The following is a 23,286-nucleotide window of genomic DNA, read 5'->3' on the forward strand; positions in this document are numbered from 1 at the left end:
TTATATCAGTATGATGATGAATTCCAAGCTATATTAGGCTAACAATTTACGCTAGCCAAACACAAATAGTCGTCAAGCTAAATTAAATATAGGTCTGATAGCTAATTAGTGGTTGTAGGGTGTAGGATTTCTGGTAACATACGCGCACTATTTTTGAACAAAAATCAGCTCTGCTCAAAAAAGATCACCAAATTCTGTAAAAAGGATCTGTTCGGGTCTTGAGCAATTCTCGTCAAGTTAGTATAATACGCGACCTTTGATAGCCTTGTATGGATTTTCCATAATGGTTTTCGGCCTCACTAGAGAGGTTCGGCCACCAAGGTTGATATCGAGCTGAAACGATTTGGAGAAGACATTCATGTCCCGAGTATGCCAAGTAACTGGTAAGCGTCCTGTAACGGGTAACAACCGTTCTCACGCACGCAACGCTACTAAGCGCCGTTTTCTGCCGAACCTACAAACTCATCGTTTCTGGGTAGAGAGCGAAAAACGTTTTGTTAAACTACGTCTAACTGCTAAAGGCATGCGTATTATTGATAAGAAAGGCATCGATGCTGTTCTTGTTGATATCCGTGCACGTGGCGAAAACGTTTAAGAGGAATTGAGCAATGGCTAAAGGCATTCGCGAAAAAATTAAACTTGTTTCTTCTGCTGGTACAGGTCACTTCTATACTACAGATAAAAACAAACGTAACATGCCGGGCAAATTTGAGATCAAGAAATTTGATCCAGTTGTTCGTCAACACGTTATGTACAAAGAAGCTAAAATCAAGTAATTGATTTAACACTTCTTTACGCAGAACATAAAAACCCAGCACTTGTTGCTGGGTTTTTTTATGCCTAGAAAACGTTAGAATGATGATTCCATAGAATGAATTGAGCGATGCATGCCAGAGTTACCAGAAGTTGAAGTATCCCGCATGGGGATTAGTCCGCACATTACAGGTCAAACGATCAAAAAAATTGTAGTGCGTCAGCCAAAACTACGTTGGCCTGTGCCAGAGCAACTGCAACAACTCTGTGGTGTGGTGATTGAAGCGGTCACTCGCCGTGCTAAATATCTTCTACTGCATACCGCCAATGGTTGTATTGTGGTGCATTTAGGTATGTCGGGTTCACTAAGGATTCAAGATGACGGTGTGCAGGCAAGCAAACATGATCACGTTGATCTTATTTTGCAAAATGGCAAGTTATTGCGCTATAACGATCCGAGACGGTTTGGATCTTGGCTGTGGATCGAAGCCGGTGAATCATTATCTATCTTAGATAACCTAGGGCCGGAACCTCTTAGTGATGATTTTTGCTCTGAGCATATCATTGCTCTGGCGACTAAAAGGCGCATCGCCGTAAAGCAATTCATTATGGATAATAAGGTTGTGGTGGGCGTAGGAAATATTTACGCTAACGAATCTTTGTTTAATGCTAAAATTCATCCATTGAGACCTGCTAACTCATTGACACATAAAGAGTGGGATGAGCTAGTTAAAGAAATAAAACAAGTGCTTAGCAACGCCATAAAACAAGGCGGAACCACGCTTAATGATTTTGCTCAGCCAGACGGTAAGCCCGGTTATTTTGCTCAAGAGCTACAAGTTTATGGCAGAGCTGGACAAGAATGCCCGGTCTGCGCAACGAACATTAGCCAAAAGATGGTTGGGCAAAGAAATACATTTTGGTGTGAAACATGCCAACAGAAGGAAACAGCATGAAATATTTAGTCACCGGAGCTGCAGGCTTCATTGGTAGTGCAGTCGTCGAGCGCTTAACGCAAGCAGGACATGATGTTGTCGGTATCGATAATATGAATGACTATTACCAAGTTTCTCTAAAGGAAGATCGCTTAAAGCGTATTGAACATGACAAATTTACCTTTAAGTTGCTTGATTTAGCTGACCGTGAAGGCATTGCCACGCTATTTGCTGAAGAGCAATTTGATAAAGTGATTCACTTGGCCGCGCAAGCAGGCGTGCGTTATTCCATTGATAATCCGCTAGCGTATGCCGACAGTAACCTTATCGGCCATTTGACTATCTTAGAAGGTTGTCGCCACCATAAGATCAAACACCTTGTGTATGCATCTTCTAGTTCAGTTTACGGCTTGAACAAAAAAATGCCGTTCGATACTGCAGATTCAGTCGATCACCCGGTATCACTTTACGCAGCAACTAAAAAATCCAATGAGCTGATGGCTCACACTTACTCGCATCTCTATGGCGTACCTACAACAGGATTAAGATTCTTCACTGTTTATGGCCCGTGGGGACGTCCTGATATGGCGCTATTTAAGTTCACTAAAGCTATCGTAAATGGTGATGCAATTGACGTGTACAACAACGGCGATATGCAGCGTGATTTCACTTATATTGATGATATCGTTGAAGGTATCCTGCGCATCCAAGACGTAATCCCTGAGGCGAATGCCGACTGGAATGTTGAACAAGGTTCTCCTGCAACCAGCTCTGCGCCATACCGAGTGTATAACATTGGTCACGGCAGTCCGGTGAAGCTGATGGAATATATTGAAGCGCTAGAAGAGGCTTTGGGTATTGAAGCGAAGAAAAACTTCATGCCAATGCAACCAGGTGATGTGTATGCCACTTACGCTGATACAGCAGACTTGTTTAAATCGACCGGTTACAAGCCTGAAGTGAAAGTGAAAGAGGGCGTACAGGCCTTTGTTGATTGGTACAAAGCTTATTACACCCTATAGTCTGGTATTAGGTTTAGTTCTTGCTTCTTGATTCTTGGTTCTTTTAGTTGGAATAAAAGAATAGAAGAGCTAAACCTTTTCTTTAATGCGTTTAAATACCGAAGACGGCACAAAACCTTCCACATCCCCACCGTGAATCGCAACTTCCCTAACAATGGTTGACGACAGAAAGGCAAACTCTTCAGACGGCGTTAAGAAGATACTTTCTAATGTCGGCATCAGTTTTCGGTACATGCTAGTTAGACCAAACTCATATTCAAAATCCATCGTAGTACGCAAACCTCGAATAAGCAGGTTCGCTTGTTTTTGTTTGGCAAACTCAATTAGTAACCCAGAAAAGCCTTCCACTTTGACATTGTTTAGATGCACGACAGATTCTTGAAGCATGGCTACCCGTTCTTCTAGGGTGAACATTGTATTTTTACTTGGACTTGCGGCAACACATACTGTGACTTGCTCAAAAAGATTGGCTGCGCGGGTGATAATGTCTAAATGACCATTGGTTAAAGGATCAAAAGTGCCAGGGTAAAGGACATGGTTTTTCATAAATTAATTCTTCTCTAATGCTCTATCGAGTAGGTGGCAGACTTGTTCGGTACTAATTGCAATCATTAGATCATCGCCTTTCGCGCGAGTTCCCCAAGGAATGTCCGACAGTGACTTATTAGTTTGCTGTTGAATATGCTCATCATAGGCATTCGCTACCAGTTCCAGACTATTATAGGGGCCAGTGCGTCGCGGATCGCTGTGAGCATAAAGCCCTATCACAGGCGTGCCTTGCGTAGTGGCTAAATGAGCGGGTCCTGAATCGGGTGCGAGTACTACGCTCGCTTCATTAAGTACTGCAGTCAGTTGTTTTAATGAGGTTTTCCCCACCATGTTATTCACATCACCTTGCATCAAGTGAGCAATGTTTTCGGCTAATTTGATTTCCCTGTCAGCAGGTGAGCCACACAGTATGACTTGCATGCCTTTGTCTATTGCATAATCAGCGACGGCAGCATAGCGCTCAGTTAACCAGTTGCGGCTATCTTTACTTGCTGCGGCAGAAATCACTAACGTTGGCTGGTTATTGACAACGTTTTTAGCAAATTCAGTGTCGGTATGGCTAACAGGAATGTGCCATTGCGGAACCTGAAACGGAACCCCAATGTATCGCGCAAAATCAGCAAAATTATCTAAAACATGAAAGCTTTGTGAGTTTGGAATGTGTTTGTTAGTAAACAGCCATTGACCTTCTTTGGTTCTATTCTTGCCAAAGCCAACCTTATAATCCGCTTTAATGCCAAAAGAGAGGGCGCTTGCTCGAAGTGCGGCTTGCATATGTAGTAAAGCATCAAAGCGAGTCGATGACAGTTGTTTCCACACTGCCTTCATGCCTTTAAATCCGAGCTTTTTATCGAACACCACAATTTCAATATTGGGTAAATCACCGATAAGCTGAGCTTCAATTTTTCCGCAAATCCAAGTGATCTTAGTGCTTGGCCAATAGTTTTGGATTGCCTGTACAACAGCGATAGCATGGCAAACATCACCGATGGCAGAAAGGCGAAGAATACAGAGTGATTTTGGTGGTGATTTAAACAGTGTCATGCAATTGGCTCATAAAGGAGATAGATAAATTATGCAGGTGCTAGAGTTAATTGTAAAATCAGGAAAGAATTGAATTGATTGGGGATGTAGATTGGAAACATTAAATAATGGGTCAGAAGTCATTTGGTATGAGCCTAGCTTACTCAATGTCCCACCAGAAATGTGTTTTGAAGCCCCATATTGGTTTGTGCAGGACAAAATAACCGGTAGTGCAAAAGGACGAGGCACCACTTGGTTTGTACAACTTGATGGTTTACAAGCCGCACTGCGCCATTATCGTCGTGGCGGGTTATTTGGCAAGCTAGTCAAAGATCAATACTGGTTTTCTGGTTGGCAGAACACCCGTAGCTATCAAGAGTATAAATTGCTACAGCATCTGCGTGAGCAAGGAGTTAACGTCCCCAGACCTATTGCCGCTAAGGCCGATAAATTTGGCCCTTTTTATACCGCGGATTTATTGAGTGAAAGAATACCAAATGCTCAAGACTTAGTGGCACAACTACAACACTCACCGTTAAGTTCTGATATATATCAGTCTATTGGCAGGCAAATACACAAGCTTCATCAAGCACAAGTTAATCACACCGATCTCAATATCCACAATATCTTGCTCGATAGCAGTGATCAGGTATGGATCATAGATTTTGATAAATGCTATCAACAAGATGGTGATGATTGGAAGCAGGCGAATTTAGAAAGATTAAAGCGCTCATTCCTAAAGGAAGTACAGCGCTTTTCGATTCACTGGCAAGAGAGTGATTGGGAGCAGTTATTGCTTGGTTACCACGCTAGAGAGAGCGTCTAAGGTTTTGGCTACCGCGCCTTGGTTTTGCGCGACGACTTGATAAGCATTTTTACCCATCTGAATGCGAGTGGCTGAATCTTTAAATAATTGCACAAGATTATCAGTGATTTCGTTTTCAGATTGGCAAATGATTAATGCCTGCTCTTGAATCAACTGATGGGTTATATCTTTAAAGTTAAAGAAACTGGGGCCATTAAGAATTGGTTTTTCTAGAGCCGCAGGTTCTAGCATATTATGTCCACCCACCTTATCCCCAACAAGACTACCTGCCATAAAACATACATCAGCAGCACTGATCAGAGTCAGCATTTCTCCCATAGTATCTCCAAGATAAACTTGAGTATCGGCAGAAACGGCGGCCCCCTCTGTTCTAGAAACCACTTTGAAGTCGTACTCTAACGCTTGCCTAGCGACAGAGGCGAATCTCTCTGGGTGGCGAGGTACTAAAATGAGTAAAGCATCAGGGATATCTTTAAGCAGGTTTTGGTGTGCTTTGTAGATGATTTCGTCTTCACCTTCATGGGTGCTTGCTGCTATCCAGATGGGTCTTTTAGTTCCTAGTTGTTTACGCAGTTCTTTGCCTTGTGATATTGATGTTTCTGAAATTTCAATATCGAACTTTAGTGAGCCTGTTACCGTGATTTCACTCGATTTAACACCTAGTTTTTCAAACCGTTTTGCATCTTCTGGATGTTGACATAGTACTTGGGTTAAATGCTTCGACATGAGATCGAACACAGATTGAAACTTTTGATATCTGTGACAAGATCGCTCCGATAAACGGGCATTTAGTATTGTTATTGGAATTTTGTTTTTTGCTACAACATTTAGCGTATTAGGCCAAAGTTCGGTTTCCATCACTAGCATACATTTTGGTTGAATAACCTTTAAAAATCGCCTCACACACCAGCTAAAATCGACAGGCATATATCTATGTTCAGCAATATCTGTTAATTTTTTTGCTTGCTCTGCACCGGTGGTAGTGGTGGTAGTTATCAAGATAGCTTGTTGTGGGTATTTTGTATTAATTGCCCTGATAAGTGGTGTAGCAGCTATGGTTTCGCCAACAGAGACAGTGTGAATCCAAATCGGATTTTTATTTCTTAGAGGGACGGAATAACCAAAGTATTCTGTCCAGCGCTTGCCAATAGTGGGTTTCCCTTTCTTCTTTCTTAATAGGGCAATTAATAAGAGTGGACTCAGAAAGATAAGAGCAATATTGTAAAATACTTTGGAAGTTATGTTTTTCATTAGACTCTAGACGATTGTTGGGCAATACAAATAAGGAAGCACAATTAACGGTCATTTTAAGTTACAATACAGAAGTAAGCCAGTGTAAGGAAAGACTAGTGATCTGTCATAATCGCCGCTATCTCATGTATATCTCTCAGAATTATTCGTACGCCATTTTAAGACCTTTGGAGAAATACATCCTCTCGCAAGGAGGAGAGGTCATGTGGTTTTTGGAAGGAGACGAAGTAAACCATGAGTATTTGAAGCCTAATGAACTTAAATTGGTTAACGTTTCTGATGTGATTTCTTGGAATCCAGATGCAGTCTTTGTTCCGGGTAATATGGTTCCGAATTTTATTCCTGGATTAAAAGTGGCTGTTTTTCATGGGTTTAATGCAGGTAAGGTGAACCGACGCGGGAGACTTGATCATTTTGAGATTCGTGGTTGCTTTGATCTATACTGTACTCAAGGACCTGAAACTACAGGTCCGTTTCTCGAATTGGCAAAGAAGTATAAATATTTTGATGTGGCTGAAACAGGTTGGCCAGCACTTGATCCTCTTTTTACAATCGATCCATCAAATCCTTTTAATGTTCAAAATGATGAAAGGCCGACGGTATTGATGTGTTCAACATTTTCACGACATCTTTCTTGTGCCCCAATATTATTTGAGAAAATAAAAGAACTTTCTCAAGAAACTAAGTGGAGATGGCTAGTTCAGTTTCACCCTAAGATGCCGAAAGATATTGTTGAGAAATATAAGTCCCTTCAAAATGAAAACCTTACTTTTGTGGAAACGGATGATGTAGTGCCATTATTGAAAGCTGCCGATGTTATGCTTTGTGACACATCTTCTGTGTTACTTATGTTTTTGATTCAAAGAAAACCGGTAGTTACTTTTCGAAATCGTTCTCCATCAAACTATCTGATCAATGTTGATAACATAGATGAGGTGGAAGGAGCTTTAGAAATGGCACTTTTAAATACTGAAAGTCAAAATAAAATTATAGGTGACTATGCGAATCATATTCACCCATTTAATGATGGCCAGAGTAGCGCCCGTGTAATTCATAAAGTTAATGAGATGCTTGATTGTGGAGCTAAACGCCCTCCAAAGCCTCTAAACATCCTGAGGCAACTAAAGCTTCGGAAAAAATTAAAATACTTCAATTGGTAGACTGATTTGAGAAAGATAAAACTTCTGGCTGTTACGCACCACAGTCGAAACAACATAAATCCTATACGACCTGAAGCGAGCCAAATCATAGGCTTACATCGATCAGGTGAAGTTGATGTAACAGTTTTATGTAATCCTGATTCGACTTTGATACCTTATCTTGAAAAAGAAGGTATCGAAGTATTAACGGATCCTCTCGATAAGAAAATTTCTTTTAGAACAATGAGTAAAATTAGGAATATTCTAATCGAGAGGAATATTGACGTATTGCATCTGTTTAACAATATAGCGTGTAGTAATGGTGCAACAGCAGCTCTGGGACTAAAAGCTAAAGTGATAGCTTATAGAGGTCAGACGGGTAATGTTAGTAGGTTAGATCCTTCAAGCTATTTGGTTATGCTACACCCTAGGCTGGATAAGATTATCTGTGTGGCTAAAGCTGTAGAAAATGATCTGAAAAAATATTTGTGGGGAGATAAAAATCGAGCTATTACAGTTTACAAAGGACATGATCAATCATGGTACCAAAGTGATAGTGCCGACTTATCTCATCTACCTCTTCATAATGACTCATTTAAGATCTCTTTAGTGGCTAACTTGAGACCTCGAAAAGGTCTGCATGTATTGATGGATGCATTAGCTCTTATGCCAAAGGATATAAATATAGATGTACTTTTGGTTGGTGCAGATCCTAATAATGAAAAAATAAAAGAAATGATTCAGCGAAGTACAATCCCTAGAAGAGTACATGCTATGGGGTACCGTGAAGATGCACCAGAAGTCGCAGCTGCTTCCGATGTTATTATACTTCCTACAACTAAAAGAGAAGGCTTGTGTCGTGCTGTTTTAGAAGCCAACTCATATGGTGTTCCAGCCATTGTATCTGATACAGGGGGAAATGCAGAACTTGTCTTACATGGGTATACAGGTATCGTAGTTCCACCTTCGGATCCTAAAGCTTTAGCTATAGCAATAGAAAAGCTTTATGGGGATCGTGAGTTGTGTAAAGAGTATGGCTCTCAGGCTAGACTTAGAATCAAAAAACAATTTAATGTAGAGCAAGGTGTAGACAAAACATTAAAAATCTACAAATCGCTTTTGAACAACTGATTACTATTGAGAGATTTATATGTTAAATGGAAAAAGTGTCCTAATTACGGGTGGTACAGGCTCATTTGGTAAGCAGTTCATTAAAACTATTTTGAATCGTTATCCGTCGGTTAAGAAAATTATTATCTTTTCTCGTGATGAGCTTAAGCAATTTGAACTTAGACAGAAGTACCCTCAAAAAGATTATCCTCAGCTTCGCTTTTTTATTGGGGATGTGCGAGACAGAAATCGGATGATTCAGGCTTGTGAAGGTGTCGATGTTATTATTCATGCCGCTGCAATCAAGCAAGTGGATACTGCAGAATACAACCCTACTGAATGTATACGTACTAATATAGATGGTGCTGAAAATGTTATCCAAGCCGCTCTTCAATGTGGTGTAAAAAACGTAGTAGCCCTCTCTACAGACAAAGCTTGTGCTCCAATTAATCTCTATGGAGCAACAAAACTTGCCTCGGATAAATTATTTACTGCCGCAAACAATATCCGTGGCTCAAAGGACATTCGTTTCTCTGTCGTTCGTTATGGCAATGTTATGGGCTCTAGAGGGTCGGTTATACCATTCTTCTTGAGTAAGAGGGAGGAGGGAGTATTACCTATTACCCATAAAGAAATGACACGTTTCAACATCTCTCTACAAGATGGTGTAAATATGGTTATGTATGCTTTAGATAATCATTTGGGTGGCGAAATATTTATACCTAAAATTCCGTCATATAAAATCCTCGATATTGCCCAGGCAGTGGCTCCAGAATGCACTATCAAAGAGGTTGGAATTCGTCCAGGTGAGAAGCTTCATGAAGAGATGATTACTGATACGGATGCTCTTAATACCATCGATATGGGGCGTTACTACGCTATTTTGCCTTCGGTATCGTTTACATACTCAGAAGATGAATATCTAGAGCATCATAAAGCTGAAAAAGTACCTTTTGGTTTTAAATATAATTCTGGGACTAATGACGAATGGGAAACGGTAGAAGGCTTAAGAAAACTGATTAGAGAGCATGTTGACCCTAACTTCGAGGTTTAAACGGATGATTCCATATGGTAAACAGGATATCTCTCAAGAAGATATAAATCATGTAATAGAGGTGCTTAAGTCTGACTTTTTGACTCAAGGACCGAAGGTTCCAGCCTTTGAGAGTGCATTAACTCAATTTACTCACTCGAAGTATGCTTTAGCGGTTAATAGTGCGACTTCGGCTTTGCATATTGCTTGCTTGGCTTTGGAGTTGGGTGAAGGAGATTGGCTTTGGACATCTCCTATCACTTTTGTGGCTTCAGCAAATTGTGGTTTATATTGTGGTGCAAAAGTGGATTTTGTTGATATTAATCCAAAGACGTACAACATGTGCCCAATACAACTTGAGAAAAAACTCAAATTGGCGAAAAAGCAAGGGAGATTGCCAAAAGTGGTGGTCCCTGTGCACTTATGTGGACAATCTTGCGATATGGAAGCCATCTGGAAACTATCAAAAGAATATGGTTTTCGAGTTATTGAAGATGCATCTCATGCGATTGGTGGGAAATATAAATCTCAGCCAATTGGTTGCTGTGAGTTTTCTGATATTACAATTTTCAGTTTTCACCCAGTTAAGATAGTAACGACCGCTGAGGGTGGAGCCGCTCTTACTAATGATGAGCTCTTAGCTGAAAAAATGGCCTTATTTAGAAGTCATGGTATTACACGTGATGAATCGTTGATGGAAAGTCCTAGTCATGGTTCTTGGTATTATCAGCAAGTTGATTTGGGTTTCAACTATAGAATGACTGAGTTACAGGCAGCTCTGGGTGTATCCCAAATGTCTAGATTGGAAGAGTTTGTTTCAAAACGTCACGTTTTGGCCAATAACTATAACCGTCTTCTTGAAGGCTTACCTTTAAAATGTCCATTCCAATTAGAGGATACCTATTCTGGTCTACATCTTTATGTCATTAGACTTAAATTGGAAGAAATTAATTTAACACATAAACAGGTATTTGATGCACTTAGAGATAATGGGGTTGGAGTGAATCTACATTATATTCCAATCCATCTACAGCCTTATTACTCAAAAATGGGGTTCTCTGAGGGGATGTTTCCTGAATCTGAACAATATTATCGAGAAGCTATCTCTTTGCCAATGTTCCCCAACCTTAGTGCAGAACAGCAAGTATATATAGTGACATTGTTGAGAGATATTCTGGAAAGAAAGTTATGAAAATAGCCGTAATACCTGCTCGTGGTGGTAGTAAACGAATTCCAAGGAAAAATATAAAGGAATTTGCAGGCAAGCCAATTATAGCCTATTCCATTGAAGCAGCTTTAGAGTCAGGGTGTTTTGATAAGGTAATAGTTTCTACTGATGATCTTGAAATAGCTGATGTAGCAAAGAAGCATGGAGCTGAAGTGCCTTTTTTGAGACCTAGTGATATTTCAGATGATTATGCAACAACTGCAGATGTGCTTGAGCATGCTATTGACTGGTATGAAATGAATGGAGAGTCTATAGACACAATTTGCTGCATATATGCTACAGCACCATTTATATCCTCTGAGGATATAAATGCTTGTCATAGTATCTTTACGCATCAAGAAAATGCTGACTATTGCTTCCCTGTATGTGAATTCCCATTTCCTATTCAAAGAGGGGTAAAGCTGGATTCGAGGAAGCGTGTGAGTATGTTTCAACCAGAACATTTCAATACTCGTTCACAGGATCTAGAGGCGGGGTATCATGATGCGGCTCAGTTTTATTGGGGTAAGCCTGATGCTTTTAAAAGACGTATACCTATGTTTTCTGATAGGGCGATAGCTTTTCCTATTCAAAGAAAACGAGTTGTAGATCTTGATACACCCGAAGATTGGGATTTTGCTCTTACTCTTTTTAAGGCAATGAATTCTTGATGCATGTTGCAATTCGTGTAGATGCTTCATTAAAAATGGGTACTGGGCATACCTATAGAATGCTTACGTTAGCAGACAAGTTAACTATGCTAGGGCATAAGGTCTATTTTATTGCTCGTGAATTGCAGGGTAATTTATTTGAGTTGATTAAAACTAAGTACTTATGCATTGAATTAAGCAAACCAGAAATAGAAGAGAACCTGAACGACTGGCCAGCACATTGTGCGCATGCAACATGGCTAGAGGTTCCCTATCAACATGAAATAGATGAATCATTTCATGCTGTTGAAAAATTAATAAAGCATTTCAATTTAGAACGATTTGATTGGATTGTAGTGGACAACTACGCTATTGAAAAGAAGTGGCATGAATCATTATCTTCATTATCGAAGAATATTCTTCAAATAGATGACTTGGCTGATAGAGATTTGTCTGCGGATGTAGTGCTAGACCAGAATTACTACCTGCTCGGAGAATCTCGTTACTCCCATTATATCGATAACGATACCAAGTTGTTATGTGGCCCAAGTTTCGCTCTGTTAAGAGACGAATTCTCATTAGCTAGAAAGAGGCTACGAACATATAAATTAAGAAGAGAAGAAAAACGAGTTGTGTTGTTTTTTGGAGGGATCGACATTGCAAATGAAACCCTTAAAGCACTAAAAGGCTTACTTAAAGCTGACAGTAGCGATCATTTCGATGTCATTATCGGTATGAATAACCCTCACAAAGCTGCTGTGAAAAAATATTGTGATCTTCATTTAGACCGAGTCACTTTATATATTCAAGTTAGCAATATGACGGATTTCTTTTCCAAGGCATATCTATATGTTGGTGCGGTAGGTGCGACTACTTGGGAAAGATGTGTAATGGCTTTACCTGGAATAGTGTGCTCCGTTGCTGACAATCAAGAACAAGTAGCAAAAGATTTACACCAAATTGGAGGGCATTTCTATTTGGGTAAGCATCAGGAAATCACAGAAGAAAGTTATCGAGCTATTTATGAAAAGTGTTTAAGGGAACCTAGCCTGCTGACGGAACAATCTAGTAAGTGTGCGGGCCTAGTTGATGGTGTAGGAGTCGAGAGAGTGTGTAAAATTTTGGAAGATATGGTTGATGCATAGTTATAAAATTCGCCTTGCGGAAGATAAAGATAAATTGATGGTATTAAAGTGGCGTAACCACCCTGATGTGCGTGCTGTTATGTTGACTGATCATCTAATCTCGACAGCTGAACATTCAGCTTGGTGGGATAAAACTATGCAGATGGAAGAACGACAACTTCTGATTTTTGAAAGAAACGATACACCAGTCGGAATTATTACGATTTATGCTTGGAATCAGGTTAAGGCTTCAGCTTGGTGGGGCTTTTACCTAGATAATGCCACTCTAGAACAGAGTGAGAAGACGGCTATTTGGCTTCAACTTGAACAAGAAGTGATCAAATATTCAGATGAGAAGTTGCATGTTTTTGAACTATATTGTGAATCGCTAAAAAGCAACCAATTAGCATGGAAACTGCATGAGAAGCTAGGCTTTAAGGAATGTGAACTTCCCAATAGTGCGACACAAACTGATAAAAATGTAATTTATATGAAATACGAACATTCACATAATAAACCTGATGTTCGTCCAGAGCTCTATTTGTTTGCGTCTCATAATACGGACTTCTTAACTGATACCTTGATTAAAGAAAGTGGCAAATATCCCCAGTTCCCATATAAGGTTCAGAAAACAGAGTTCGGGCGGTATCAGTTGGATCTCTTAGACACTGATAAAATAAGTTTAAATAATTCAAGTAGTTGCTATGTATTTATCGAACGAATTGAAGACTTTTTTTCTGACATCTACACCCTTCCTATTGAGGATGCCCTATTAGAAACCGAGCATCGAGTTATGGCATATTTGGCCTTTATTGAGCAAATTGTTAAACGAGGTAATAAAGTCTTCGTCGCCGATTTTTCTATTCAAAAAGGTTTCCCATACTCTTTGGAAGAGCAACAAGGCGACTCACGATTAAATCGGTTGGTTTCGGATTGGAATCGTACCCTTTATGATTTAAAAAACACCAATACGGTAGAGGTACTGCCTTATGCTCAACTATTGAAGAATGTCGGGCAATCCTTCGCTAATAAATATTGGTATATGGCAAGGTTGCCTTTCTCATTAACCTGCCTAGAGCGTTATGCTCAAATGATTATAGGTTCGATATTCGCTAACCAATCACTATCGGCTAGAGCTCTGGTACTAGATCTAGATAACACCTTATGGAAAGGGGTTATTGGTGATGATGGTATAGAGGGGGTATCTCTCGGTGGTGATTACCCGGGTAATATTTACAAAGAGCTGCAATCGTTATTTTTAGCATTAAAACAGAGAGGGATTTTATTGACTATTTGCAGTAAAAATACCGAATCTATTGCTATGCAAGCTATTAAAGAGCACCCTGAAATGCGATTGAGGGAGGGTGATTTTGTATCATGGAGAATCAATTGGAGAGCTAAATCGCAAAACATCCATGAGCTAGCTGAAGAATTGAATTTAGGTTTAAGTTCTTTATGTTTTATTGATGACAACCCTATTGAACGAGAAGAAGTGCGCAGAAATGCACCAGGAGTCTTTGTTCCTGAGTTACCAGAAGATCCTTCTGAGTGGTATCAGTTTATTAGTAGGCTGCCGGAGTTGACGCTTGCCAACATTAGCGAGTCTGATAAGCGCAGAGCTGAGCTATATAAAAAGAGGGTTGGTATTCAAAAAGCTCAAATTAGCTTTGCAGATAGAATTGAATTTCTGAAAAATTTGGAAATGACTATCCGTATTGAATCTTTAGATGTAAAAAATTTCGAACGTACATTCCAATTATTTAACAAAACAAATCAATTTAATACGACAACCATTCGTTATAACAAAGAACAATTGAACCTGTGGAAGGATTCTCCTGATGTGATGGTATTACATATCAAGTCTAAGGATAAATATTCTTCTGAATATGAAGGAGTTGCTGCCATAGTTGTGCATAAAGAACGTACACAGTGGGTCATAGATAATTTCGTAATGTCGTGCAGGGTCATGGGTAGGGATATCGAGCATACGCTACTCTCTAGTCTTTTAAATAAAGCACAAGAGTCCGGCGTAGGTAAGGTGCTAGGGCGATATATTCCAACTCCTAAAAATATGCCTGTTAGCAACCTTTTTGAACAAAATGGATTCACAAAAGTGGCTGATGACTGGTGCTTTGAATTTGATAGCCAAACACAATTACCAGAATCTGAAATAATGAAATTAAAGTGGGTAAATTAATATGAATCCTATGTTTTCTGCATTGGGTGTAATACATGTTGATCATTACGCGGTGACAACAAGAGATCTTGTTGCCACGTTAAATGACTTTCTTTCTATTCCTGGTTCTAAGCTTTTGCGCGGACCTGGTGAGAACCCTGCACAACAAGTCAACTATGCTTTTGTTGAGCTAAATGGTATGGGAGTTGTAGAAATCTTGTCTCCCTTGGGTTCAGAGTCGCCTATTCTGAATCACTTACAGTCTGGAGGGGGGGCGTACCATCTATGCTATGCAGTTGCTGACTTAGACAATGCTATACAAGTTGCAGAGAAAGATTTCGGTGCTAAATTAGTAGTAGAGCCTAGGGCTGATGGTGCATTCGATGGTCGTCGGGTAGTATTCTTAGTTCATCCAGTGCATGGTTTATTTGAGTTATTGGAAGCATATCCCCCTTCAATACACTGTGCTACGGATGTATCTAAAGCGCAACAGAATGAACTTAAATCTAATAGTGATTTGTTTGGTATCTATCGAGATATTGTAGATGCATCAGCATCTGATTTTTCTGCGATTAATATGAAAGATAACCCCGAATGGGATTCGTTCAAGCACCTAATGTTTATTATGGAAATCGAAAAACGATTTGAAATTAGTATTCCAGCTGATGTAATGGGTGAGTTAAACTCGTTGCAAAAGATTGATGCGTATTTAGTTGGCAAGTAGAAATATATGAAAATAGCAAATAGAGAAATAGGTAAAGGTCACAAGCCATACATCATTGCAGAAATGTCTGGTAATCATAATGGTGATATCAATAGAGCTATTGAATTGATTAAAGCGGCAAAAGACGCTGGGGCTGATGCAGTAAAGTTACAAACATATACTGCGGATACTATAACCATAGATCATGATAGTGAAGAATTTATGATTCGAGGGGGTCTGTGGGATGGTTCGAGGCTTTATGATTTATATGAGCAAGCTCATACACCTTGGGATTGGCACAAAACTTTATTTGAAGAAGCAGCTAAACTTGGCATTACAATCTTTAGTTCGCCATTTGATCATACCGCTGTAGATTTTCTTGAAGGGCTAGGTGCTCCTGCTTATAAAATTGCCTCATTCGAATTAATTGATTTGCCACTAATCCGAAAAGTGGCAGCTACCGGTAAGCCTATGATTATGTCAACGGGCAATGCTAATCTTGGCGAGATTGAAGAAGCCGTATTAGCAGCTCGAGGAGCTGGAGCAAAAGACCTTATCTTACTTCATTGTACCAGTGGTTATCCTACACCGGCAGATCAAGCTAATATATCTACTATGGCGATAATGAGAGAAGCTTACGATTGTGAGGTTGGCCTTTCTGATCATACTATGGGGGTTGGTGTGTCTGTTGCTGCTGTAGCCTTAGGTGCATGTGTTATTGAAAAACACTTCACACTTGCGCGGGCAGATGGTGGACCTGATTCTGCTTTTTCTTTGGAAAAAGAGGAACTAAAACTTCTAGTGGAAAGCTGTACAATGGCCTTTGATGCGATTGGTAAGCCAAACTTTGTGAGTACAGAAGTTGAGGCAAAAACAAAGGTGCACCGTCGCTCATTATACGTTGTAAAGGATATTCTAAAGGGCGAAATTTTTACTCATGAGCACATCCGTTCTATTCGCCCAGGGAATGGTATTTTACCTAAATTTTTAGATGAAGTTTTAGGAGCAGAAGCGACAGAAGATCTGAAATTTGGTACGCCTCTAGCATTTTCTCACTATTTACGTAACGAGTGAGTTAAATAGGGAGATAGCTTCTCTGATAGTTGATTATTTAATAGCTCAGGTTTTTTCTCCCATAAAGCTAAGTTTTCTGCAATTGAATCTAATGTAGAGTCATCATCAACAAGGGTGACTCGTTCACAATACTCTTCAAAACCAACACCAGCTGTTGAATTTAACGATAGTACTATTGGTTTATATTTGTTCCCAAGCAAGAATACCTCTAAAGGTAATTTTTCATTCAATATCTTGTTTGAAGATAAGTATGAGCTATATTTTTCTTTTCTCTCTCTCGGGTGAACCTTTAAGGCATGAGAAATACCATTTTCTACGCAATAGTTTACTAAATTCATGCAGAAATATTCTTCAATATTTTTACACTTTAACTTTTTTGTAATAGAAGGTGAAAAAGGTTGCGTAGCTATAATTATTTCTGGAATGTCTGATGTTGCTACTGAAAATAAAGATAAAATTGCGTTATTACCTTCTTCAGTATCAAGAAATGTTATTTTATGACCTTTTTTTCTAATTTTTGGATGAAGGCGATTAGGGTAAAGAACTAATATTTGAATACACTTTTTTTCTTCACCAAAATTCCAGTATTTTATACTCTTTCCTTGTAGTAATCTCAGTATGTACTTACTTTTTTTAACTGGAAGATCCAGATAATTTCCCATTCCGTCTTCTATTATTCTGTAGTTGCTTACTAAGCAACTAAAAATTCGAGACATTTTATTTCTATTATTAAATAGAAATAGGTTAATATCTTGAGATGATAGGTATAGTTTAGGATTAAAAGTGTGTAGTTGAGTACTTAACCTGTGTCTTATTGATTTAGGTAAAGTTAATCCCCATTGAGCAAAAACGTAAGTTATTTTACCTAGAAAATTTTCTCGTAAATGTTTGGTTAATAGCTTTCTCGATAATAGAACTAACTCAATATTATTGGGTAGTGTACTTTGATCAAACGTCGAAGGCTTTACTTTTTGGTAGTCGAAAAAATAAATTATCTTTGTTGGTTCTTTGTCATTAATTGCTTTACTTATACTAAATATTACATGACGAAGAGTAGAGCATATATATAAATTCATATCCTATTGGATTCTCGATTTATTATGGTGGCAATCATTATGATTATGAGATAAGTCGCTAAATTAGTACTATATGAGAAGGAAATATATGACATGCAAGCAGATATCATATATAACGGTGTTATTATGAGTAATGCCTTTACTTCAATATCTTTACTTTTAAATCCTAACTTTAGAGGGAAAACAATGAAAAATATTAAGGAGGATAGTCCAAATAAACCATATTTGACAGTTCTATCAATAAAATCATTGTGAAAGTTTTTACTATCAAACCTAGCTAGTCTACCCTTAATTTTGCCATGCTTTTTGAGTTGTTTTATCTTATTAAGATGCCCTTTTTGGCCATAACCAGTAAGTGAAAAATCTTCTTTAATAAATTTCAAGCCAAGAGACCATAGTTGAATTCTTATTCCAAGAGATGTGTTTAAATTATCTTTGGAGATAGCACTAATTTCAGTTTTAGTCTGTTCTAGTCTCTCTGATATATTATTTTTAGTTGCCAATAGTATAATCATTGTCGATATAATTATAGTAGATAGTAGTAATTTGTCTTTAATTAAACTTTTTCTGAATATAATCATGGCAATAATGGAGCATAGGAATAATGAAACCCATGCCCCTCTTGTATCACTAATGAATATTGAACATAAAAATAGCCCACTAGATAATAGCGATAGATATCTTGTTTTAGTTGTATCTTTAGTGAAGTTAAATAAGGCAAACATCAAAAGCATTGATAGTTGATTAGCATAAGGAATTGCATTTATATACCAATATCCTCGTCCTATATCGGATAAGAATACAAAGTCATATGTGTTGTAAACAGAAATAGAGGCTGTTATAAACAAAACGCATGACATTATTCTATGGTTTATTATGTTTGATTTATTAAAAATAAAGATATAAAAGAAGGTTAAGCTTAAAACGGTTCTTATTTCTGATGAACTATAACCTTTTGTTGTGTAGATATAACATGAAATAAAAGAAAATATAATTAATGAAATACCCAATATATCTATATTTAAATTTTTGTCACCTTTAAAATAACTGATTAATTTAAATGGTATGGTTAAAAGGATTAGTACAACAAGTTTCTTGTCACCGCTGTCTACTAGAAATAACCCAGAGATAGCCCAATATAGTGGTAAACAATAGAAAAAAGTTTTAATTTGCTCATAATTTATCTTAGTTTGCATATAAGTTACTTTTATCTTCTCTTGTTGCTAACAACTTCAAATTCCACATATATTGCTCTGGCTTATCTTCGCAACACTGTTCAATAAACTTATTCATCGCCAAAGCATCCCCTTCCGGTGAAGTTGTGGGGAAGTTTTCTAGGGCAGGGTATACGTCAATTTCAAATTTACCAGTTTCAGCATTAAATTCAGTCCATAGCGGGACGACTTTAGATTTTGTGGCTTTAGCTAAGAACCCCATGACAGGAAGCGTTGCTTTGGTTGTGGCACAAAAATCAACAAAGACACTTTTATCTGGGCCATGATCTTGGTCAGGTAAAAAATAGCCAGTATAGCCATCATTGATGGCTTTGATGAAAGGTTTTATGCCTCCAGAACGTTCATAAAGGCGACCGCCATAATGCTTGCGCTGCTTAGACATTGCCCATTCGCTAAGCTGATTTTTTTGGCTCTTGACCATGGTACACATAGGGTACCCTTTTGATGCAAGTAGCATTGCGAATACATCAACAGACCAAGTGTGAGGAACCAAGAAAATGACATTTTGCTCGGCTTCTTTTAGCTTAGTGAAATGCTCTATACCATTAACGACTGTATTGCGGTCTAGCCAATTTCGGCTGCGCAATGTTAGTAATGGAAAGCGCATTAAATACGTTCCTGCAGTAGTCAGCATCTTAGAGATAATTTGTTCTCTTTTGCTGCTAGGCATGTCTGGATAGCAATAGCTAAGATTAACTCTTGCTCTTTGTGCTTGCCCACGCGTTTTTGCACTAATCTTTTTAGCCGCATACGAAGCTAACTTGCGATGCAGTGCAATAGGTAAAAAGCTAAATGGAATAGAAAATAGAATCCCTAGCCAGGTCGTCCAGAATTTAGGCGCAAGAAAAGACCATTTAAACTCTGGGTTATAGGCTTTGGGATCAAAATCATTACGAGTTTCTTTCATTGTTCTTCGCAACTACTTATTAATGATATCTAGATACTCAGCAACGCCTTGGGCTACTGATTTAAAGGTGTGGTTGCAACCTGTCGCTCTTAGCTTGGTTAGATCGGCTTGGGTATATTCCTGATATGCACCTTTTAAGTGTTCTGGAAAAGGAATAGTTTCAATTTGTCCTTTTTGATGGTGTTTGATGACGGCTTTTGCCACTTCATCAAAAGATTCTGCATTACCTGTACCTAAGTTAAAGATACCAGACACCTCATTTTCTAAGAACCAAAGGTTTACTGCAGCTACATCGCCGACATAAACAAAATCGCGTTTAAAGTGTTCGCTACCGGCAAACAGCTTTGGATTTTCGCCAGCATTTAATTGATTGTTCAAATGAAAGGCAACAGAGGCCATTGAGCCTTTATGTTGCTCTCTAGGGCCGTAGACATTGAAATATCGGAAGCCAGTGATTTGCGACAGGGTTTCATTATGTGCTTTGGCATCTGCAACGAGTCTACGTACATAGTTATCAAACTGTTGTTTTGAGTAACCGTATACATTTAATGCACCTTCATATTGTTTTTCTTCGATAAAGGTGTCGGTTTCGCCATAGGTAGCCGCTGATGAAGCGTATAAAAATGGGATTTGTCGCTCTAGGCAGTAGTGAAGTAGCTCTTTTGAATACTCATAGTTATTCAACATCATATACTTGCCGTCCCATTCGGTAGTTGCTGAGCAAGCACCTTCATGGAAGACCGCATCGATAGGGCCAAAATCGTCGCCGGCCATAATCTGAGTTAGAAAATCATCTCGATCCATATAGTCAGTGATATCAAGATCAACCAGATTGACAAACTTTTTGCCATTCTTCAGGTTATCAACAACCAAAATATCGTTTATGCCTCTATCGTTTAGGGCCTTCACAATATTGCTGCCAATCATTCCAGCACCACCGGTTACTATGATCATTTTGTATTTTCCTTCAAATTCAACTATTCCTGAGTATAACAAGGAACTAAAATCTAGGGAATTAAAGCTCGATTTATGAGAAACTTAAATTCAATGTAGATGATCAATAGCCTAGTTTATTGATGTTGATTATTACTCCCGTAGAAACGATAAGATAAAGTTATAGAGGAATGAACTTGAATCAATCTAACCACCCGACATCATCCAATCAGCAGCCTGCAATGGATGCTTATTACCAAGATGATGAAATCGATCTTCGTGATTTGTTTGTAGCGCTCTGGAAGGGCAAGTTTCTAATTATTATTTCTACCTTTATCTTTGCTTGCGTAGCTGTCGTGTATGCACTGAATGCGCAAGAGTGGTGGAGTTCTAAAGCGAGAATTGTCGAGCCTCAAGTCAATGATTTTGCGATTTATCGCCAACAAGTAAAATCCTTCCAGCCGATTTTTGATACTTATCAAGATGACGGTACTGTGCGCGTTAGTAAGGAGTTGGACAACTTAGTCAATCCAAGTCAGATTTTTGCGCAGTTTGTTCGTTCATTTAATGCCACCGCCAACAAGAAGACTTTTTTTGATAATAATGAAACGTTTTTGGCGTTTAAAAATCAACTTGAGCAAGACGCCGATGCGGATACAGACGCACAACAAAGACGTCTTTATAGTGAGTGGTATCAAAAAATCTCGGCATCACCTGCAGAAAAGGGACGTCGTGATGAATACAGTTTGTCATTGCAAGCAACGACTCAATTAGACAGCTATAAGCTGCTGAATGATTATGTCGCAATGATCGAAAAGAAAGTAAAAGCCGATGCATTTAGAAACTTACAAGCGACATTAGATGCTAAACAAGTGCAGTTGCAACAACAAAAAACCATTTTAGAGTCTCAAGCCAAACAGGTTTTAAGTGTTGAATTGCAACGAGCTAAATATGCTTATGACATTGCTAAAGCGGCATCAGTGAACTCTCCTGTGCAGAATCTAGGTGATAAAGAATTGTTTGCCATAAACTTAGGGGCAAAAGCGATCAAAGCTAAAATAACGGCTTTGGAGAGCGTTAAAAACTTAGCCGTGATTGAGCCAAGGTTGCAACAGATCGATGCCAAATTGGACTTGATGAGTAAGTTGTCTATTGATGACAATATAAACTTTAAATCATATCGTTTTATTCAAGATGTAGAGCAGCCGATTAATCGTGATGCGCCTAAACGAGCACTCATCGCTGTATTAGGTGTTCTATTTGGCGGTATGTTTGGTGTGGGTATTGTTCTAGTTCGTTTTGCCTTTGGCCGCAAAGAAGATAATTAATTTAAGAGAAAAAGCATGAAAATAGCTATCGCAGGAACAGGCTACGTAGGCTTGTCGAACTCAGTGTTGCTAGCGCAGCACAATGAAGTGGTTGCAGTGGATATCATTCCTGAGAAGGTTGAGCTGTTAAACAAGAAAAAATCTCCAATTGCAGATGTAGAGATAGAACAGTTTCTTGCCGAGAAAGAGCTGAATTTTGTGGCGACTTTGGATAAAGAACTGGCATACAAAGACGCTAAGTTTGTCGTGATTGCAACGCCAACTGATTACGACCCGCAAACGAATTATTTCAATACTTCGTCAGTAGAAGCGGTCATTAAAGATGTAATGGCGATTAACCCACAAGCGGTCATGGTGATTAAGTCAACAGTTCCAGTTGGCTATACTGCTCGCATTAAGCAAGAGTTTGGCTGTGACAATATCATCTTCTCACCAGAATTTCTGCGTGAAGGTCGAGCTTTGTACGATAACCTGTACCCATCTCGTATTATCGTTGGTGAGCGCAGTGAACGTGCTGAAACCTTTGCTGGCTTATTGGTTGAAGGTGCACAAAAAGAAAATATCGATGTTTTGTTTACTGATTCAACAGAAGCAGAAGCTGTTAAGCTATTTTCTAATACGTATTTAGCACTGCGTGTTGCTTACTTTAATGAGTTGGATTCTTACGCTGAAGCTATTGGTCTAGATTCTCGTCAAATCATTGAAGGTGTAGGCTTAGACCCACGCATTGGTAATCACTACAATAACCCTTCTTTTGGTTACGGCGGTTATTGCTTACCTAAAGATACTAAGCAGTTACTAGCAAACTATCAGGAAGTGCCAAACAATATTATTGGCGCGATCGTTGATGCTAACCGTACTCGTAAAGATTTTATTGCCGATTCCATCATTAAGCGTAGCCCTAAGATTGTTGGGATTTACCGTCTTATCATGAAAGCAGGTTCTGATAACTTCCGTGCTTCTTCTATTCAAGGCATCATGAAACGCTTGAAAGCCAAAGGGATTGAAGTGGTTGTGTATGAACCTGTGCTGCAAGAAGAGCACTTCTTTAACTCACGCAATATTCGCGACCTAGAAGAGTTTAAAGCGGTGTCTGATGTGATTGTGTCTAACCGTATGGTTGAAGAGATCAAGGACGTAGCCGAGAAAGTTTATACTCGCGATTTATTTGGTAGCGATTAATCGGCTTTGTATCCTAAAAGCTAATAATTAGGCCCTGCTTTTGCAGGGCC

General features: G+C 38.9%; 23 protein-coding genes. 16 read left to right on the plus strand and 7 right to left on the minus strand.

The window, feature by feature from the left end; all coding sequences use genetic code 11:
* Positions 1-358 precede the first annotated feature (358 nt).
* The 4 genes from rpmB (at position 359) to VHA01S_RS00360 (ending at position 2,710) form a co-directional block, all read left to right on the plus strand.
* Positions 359-595 (plus strand): 50S ribosomal protein L28, encoded by a 237-nt coding sequence (gene rpmB, locus VHA01S_RS00345; protein ID WP_004728407.1) that lies wholly within the window; start codon positions 359-361, stop codon positions 593-595.
* A gap of 13 nt (positions 596-608) precedes the next feature.
* Positions 609-776 carry a 50S ribosomal protein L33 gene (rpmG, locus tag VHA01S_RS00350; RefSeq protein ID WP_017029383.1) on the plus strand — a complete coding sequence of 56 codons (168 nt, stop codon included), beginning with the start codon at positions 609-611 and terminating at the stop codon, positions 774-776.
* 111 nt (positions 777-887) lie between these two features.
* Positions 888-1,709 carry a bifunctional DNA-formamidopyrimidine glycosylase/DNA-(apurinic or apyrimidinic site) lyase gene (mutM, locus tag VHA01S_RS00355; RefSeq protein ID WP_023402387.1) on the plus strand — a complete coding sequence of 274 codons (822 nt, stop codon included), beginning with the start codon at positions 888-890 and terminating at the stop codon, positions 1,707-1,709.
* Complete coding sequence (locus VHA01S_RS00360) at positions 1,706-2,710, plus strand: NAD-dependent epimerase (protein WP_023402388.1); 1,005 nt, start codon at positions 1,706-1,708, stop codon at positions 2,708-2,710. Before mutM ends, VHA01S_RS00360 begins: the two co-directional genes overlap by 4 nt.
* 69 nt (positions 2,711-2,779) lie before the next feature.
* Here the strand turns inward: VHA01S_RS00360 and coaD are convergent, their stop codons facing one another.
* The gene (gene coaD, locus VHA01S_RS00365; protein WP_021714245.1) at positions 2,780-3,256 is read right to left on the minus strand and encodes a pantetheine-phosphate adenylyltransferase; all 477 of its coding nucleotides are present in this window, start codon (positions 3,254-3,256) and stop codon (positions 2,780-2,782) included.
* 3 nt (positions 3,257-3,259) lie between these two features.
* Positions 3,260-4,303 carry a glycosyltransferase family 9 protein gene (locus VHA01S_RS00370; protein ID WP_023402389.1) on the minus strand — a complete coding sequence of 348 codons (1,044 nt, stop codon included), beginning with the start codon at positions 4,301-4,303 and terminating at the stop codon, positions 3,260-3,262.
* Positions 4,304-4,394: 91 nt separating this feature from the next.
* Between VHA01S_RS00370 and VHA01S_RS00375 the strand changes: the two genes are divergently transcribed.
* On the plus strand, positions 4,395-5,108 hold the full coding sequence (locus VHA01S_RS00375) for a 3-deoxy-D-manno-octulosonic acid kinase (protein ID WP_023402390.1): 714 nt from the start codon (positions 4,395-4,397) through the stop codon (positions 5,106-5,108).
* On the opposite strand, the gene waaA is transcribed toward VHA01S_RS00375, so the two are convergent.
* A complete protein-coding gene (gene waaA / locus VHA01S_RS00380; RefSeq protein WP_023402391.1) occupies positions 5,073-6,359 on the minus strand; it encodes a lipid IV(A) 3-deoxy-D-manno-octulosonic acid transferase in 1,287 nt (428 codons plus the stop codon). The two genes, VHA01S_RS00375 and waaA, sit on opposite strands and share 36 nt — an antisense overlap.
* A gap of 203 nt (positions 6,360-6,562) precedes the next feature.
* Between waaA and VHA01S_RS00385 the strand changes: the two genes are divergently transcribed.
* From VHA01S_RS00385 to pseI, 9 genes are read left to right on the plus strand one after another with little or no spacing between them, the layout of a single operon-like run.
* The gene (locus VHA01S_RS00385) at positions 6,563-7,519 is read left to right on the plus strand and encodes a CDP-glycerol glycerophosphotransferase family protein (protein ID WP_240432741.1); all 957 of its coding nucleotides are present in this window, start codon (positions 6,563-6,565) and stop codon (positions 7,517-7,519) included.
* Between the two features lie 6 nt (positions 7,520-7,525).
* Entirely contained in the window at positions 7,526-8,629 is a 1,104-nt protein-coding gene (locus VHA01S_RS00390) for a glycosyltransferase family 4 protein (protein ID WP_023402393.1), read from the plus strand.
* Positions 8,630-8,648: 19 nt separating this feature from the next.
* Positions 8,649-9,662, plus strand: coding sequence for a UDP-N-acetylglucosamine 4,6-dehydratase (inverting) (gene pseB / locus VHA01S_RS00395; RefSeq protein ID WP_023402394.1), 1,014 nt, complete (start codon positions 8,649-8,651; stop codon positions 9,660-9,662).
* 4 nt (positions 9,663-9,666) lie between these two features.
* Positions 9,667-10,833: a UDP-4-amino-4,6-dideoxy-N-acetyl-beta-L-altrosamine transaminase gene (gene pseC / locus VHA01S_RS00400; RefSeq protein WP_023402395.1), complete on the plus strand. Its 1,167-nt coding sequence runs from the start codon at positions 9,667-9,669 to the stop codon at positions 10,831-10,833.
* A complete protein-coding gene (gene pseF / locus VHA01S_RS00405) occupies positions 10,830-11,519 on the plus strand; it encodes a pseudaminic acid cytidylyltransferase (RefSeq protein WP_023402396.1) in 690 nt (229 codons plus the stop codon). Before pseC ends, pseF begins: the two co-directional genes overlap by 4 nt.
* A complete protein-coding gene (pseG, locus tag VHA01S_RS00410) occupies positions 11,519-12,643 on the plus strand; it encodes a UDP-2,4-diacetamido-2,4,6-trideoxy-beta-L-altropyranose hydrolase (RefSeq protein WP_023402397.1) in 1,125 nt (374 codons plus the stop codon). The genes pseF and pseG overlap by 1 nt, the downstream gene beginning before the upstream one ends.
* Positions 12,636-14,819, plus strand: coding sequence for a UDP-4-amino-4,6-dideoxy-N-acetyl-beta-L-altrosamine N-acetyltransferase (pseH, locus tag VHA01S_RS00415; protein WP_023402398.1), 2,184 nt, complete (start codon positions 12,636-12,638; stop codon positions 14,817-14,819). The genes pseG and pseH overlap by 8 nt, the downstream gene beginning before the upstream one ends.
* 1 nt (position 14,820) lies before the next feature.
* Positions 14,821-15,522 carry a VOC family protein gene (locus VHA01S_RS00420; protein WP_023402399.1) on the plus strand — a complete coding sequence of 234 codons (702 nt, stop codon included), beginning with the start codon at positions 14,821-14,823 and terminating at the stop codon, positions 15,520-15,522.
* A gap of 6 nt (positions 15,523-15,528) precedes the next feature.
* Positions 15,529-16,575: a pseudaminic acid synthase gene (pseI, locus tag VHA01S_RS00425; protein ID WP_023402400.1), complete on the plus strand. Its 1,047-nt coding sequence runs from the start codon at positions 15,529-15,531 to the stop codon at positions 16,573-16,575.
* On the opposite strand, the gene VHA01S_RS00430 is transcribed toward pseI, so the two are convergent.
* The 4 genes from VHA01S_RS00430 to rfaD are packed head-to-tail and all read right to left on the minus strand — an operon-like array spanning position 16,557 to position 20,747.
* Positions 16,557-17,651: a glycosyltransferase family 52 gene (locus VHA01S_RS00430; RefSeq protein WP_023402401.1), complete on the minus strand. Its 1,095-nt coding sequence runs from the start codon at positions 17,649-17,651 to the stop codon at positions 16,557-16,559. The genes pseI and VHA01S_RS00430 overlap by 19 nt on opposite strands.
* Entirely contained in the window at positions 17,648-18,847 is a 1,200-nt protein-coding gene (locus VHA01S_RS00435) for an O-antigen ligase family protein (protein ID WP_023402402.1), read from the minus strand. The genes VHA01S_RS00430 and VHA01S_RS00435 overlap by 4 nt, the downstream gene beginning before the upstream one ends.
* On the minus strand, positions 18,837-19,793 hold the full coding sequence (gene lpxM / locus VHA01S_RS00440; protein ID WP_023402403.1) for a lauroyl-Kdo(2)-lipid IV(A) myristoyltransferase: 957 nt from the start codon (positions 19,791-19,793) through the stop codon (positions 18,837-18,839). Before lpxM ends, VHA01S_RS00435 begins: the two co-directional genes overlap by 11 nt.
* Positions 19,794-19,805: 12 nt before the next feature.
* On the minus strand, positions 19,806-20,747 hold the full coding sequence (gene rfaD, locus VHA01S_RS00445; RefSeq protein ID WP_023402404.1) for an ADP-glyceromanno-heptose 6-epimerase: 942 nt from the start codon (positions 20,745-20,747) through the stop codon (positions 19,806-19,808).
* A 170-nt stretch (positions 20,748-20,917) separates the two neighbouring features.
* Here rfaD and VHA01S_RS00450 point away from each other — a divergent pair, with 170 nt between their 5' ends.
* Together VHA01S_RS00450 and VHA01S_RS00455 are read left to right on the plus strand one after the other, a co-directional pair.
* Positions 20,918-22,054 carry an LPS O-antigen chain length determinant protein WzzB gene (locus tag VHA01S_RS00450; protein ID WP_039969891.1) on the plus strand — a complete coding sequence of 379 codons (1,137 nt, stop codon included), beginning with the start codon at positions 20,918-20,920 and terminating at the stop codon, positions 22,052-22,054.
* A 15-nt stretch (positions 22,055-22,069) separates the two neighbouring features.
* Positions 22,070-23,236, plus strand: coding sequence for a nucleotide sugar dehydrogenase (locus VHA01S_RS00455; protein ID WP_021714260.1), 1,167 nt, complete (start codon positions 22,070-22,072; stop codon positions 23,234-23,236).
* The last annotated feature ends 50 nt before the right edge of the window (positions 23,237-23,286 follow it).

Origin of the sequence: Vibrio halioticoli NBRC 102217, assembly GCF_000496695.1 — a bacterium.
Classification (GTDB): Bacteria; Pseudomonadota; Gammaproteobacteria; order Enterobacterales; family Vibrionaceae; genus Vibrio; species Vibrio halioticoli.

Coding starts and splice junctions, on each gene's coding strand:
- VHA01S_RS00370 (WP_023402389.1), bottom strand. CDS start 4,303: ATGACACTGTTTAAATCACCACCAAAATCACTCTGTATTCTTCGCCTT.
- coaD (WP_021714245.1), bottom strand. CDS start 3,256: ATGAAAAACCATGTCCTTTACCCTGGCACTTTTGATCCTTTAACCAAT.
- pseG (WP_023402397.1), top strand. CDS start 11,519: ATGCATGTTGCAATTCGTGTAGATGCTTCATTAAAAATGGGTACTGGG.
- pseI (WP_023402400.1), top strand. CDS start 15,529: ATGAAAATAGCAAATAGAGAAATAGGTAAAGGTCACAAGCCATACATC.
- pseF (WP_023402396.1), top strand. CDS start 10,830: ATGAAAATAGCCGTAATACCTGCTCGTGGTGGTAGTAAACGAATTCCA.
- waaA (WP_023402391.1), bottom strand. CDS start 6,359: ATGAAAAACATAACTTCCAAAGTATTTTACAATATTGCTCTTATCTTT.
- pseB (WP_023402394.1), top strand. CDS start 8,649: ATGTTAAATGGAAAAAGTGTCCTAATTACGGGTGGTACAGGCTCATTT.
- rpmB (WP_004728407.1), top strand. CDS start 359: ATGTCCCGAGTATGCCAAGTAACTGGTAAGCGTCCTGTAACGGGTAAC.
- mutM (WP_023402387.1), top strand. CDS start 888: ATGCCAGAGTTACCAGAAGTTGAAGTATCCCGCATGGGGATTAGTCCG.
- lpxM (WP_023402403.1), bottom strand. CDS start 19,793: ATGAAAGAAACTCGTAATGATTTTGATCCCAAAGCCTATAACCCAGAG.
- VHA01S_RS00430 (WP_023402401.1), bottom strand. CDS start 17,651: ATGAATTTATATATATGCTCTACTCTTCGTCATGTAATATTTAGTATA.
- VHA01S_RS00360 (WP_023402388.1), top strand. CDS start 1,706: ATGAAATATTTAGTCACCGGAGCTGCAGGCTTCATTGGTAGTGCAGTC.
- rfaD (WP_023402404.1), bottom strand. CDS start 20,747: ATGATCATAGTAACCGGTGGTGCTGGAATGATTGGCAGCAATATTGTG.
- rpmG (WP_017029383.1), top strand. CDS start 609: ATGGCTAAAGGCATTCGCGAAAAAATTAAACTTGTTTCTTCTGCTGGT.
- VHA01S_RS00435 (WP_023402402.1), bottom strand. CDS start 18,847: ATGCAAACTAAGATAAATTATGAGCAAATTAAAACTTTTTTCTATTGT.
- VHA01S_RS00450 (WP_039969891.1), top strand. CDS start 20,918: ATGAACTTGAATCAATCTAACCACCCGACATCATCCAATCAGCAGCCT.
- pseC (WP_023402395.1), top strand. CDS start 9,667: ATGATTCCATATGGTAAACAGGATATCTCTCAAGAAGATATAAATCAT.
- VHA01S_RS00455 (WP_021714260.1), top strand. CDS start 22,070: ATGAAAATAGCTATCGCAGGAACAGGCTACGTAGGCTTGTCGAACTCA.
- pseH (WP_023402398.1), top strand. CDS start 12,636: ATGCATAGTTATAAAATTCGCCTTGCGGAAGATAAAGATAAATTGATG.
- VHA01S_RS00385 (WP_240432741.1), top strand. CDS start 6,563: ATGTGGTTTTTGGAAGGAGACGAAGTAAACCATGAGTATTTGAAGCCT.
- VHA01S_RS00420 (WP_023402399.1), top strand. CDS start 14,821: ATGAATCCTATGTTTTCTGCATTGGGTGTAATACATGTTGATCATTAC.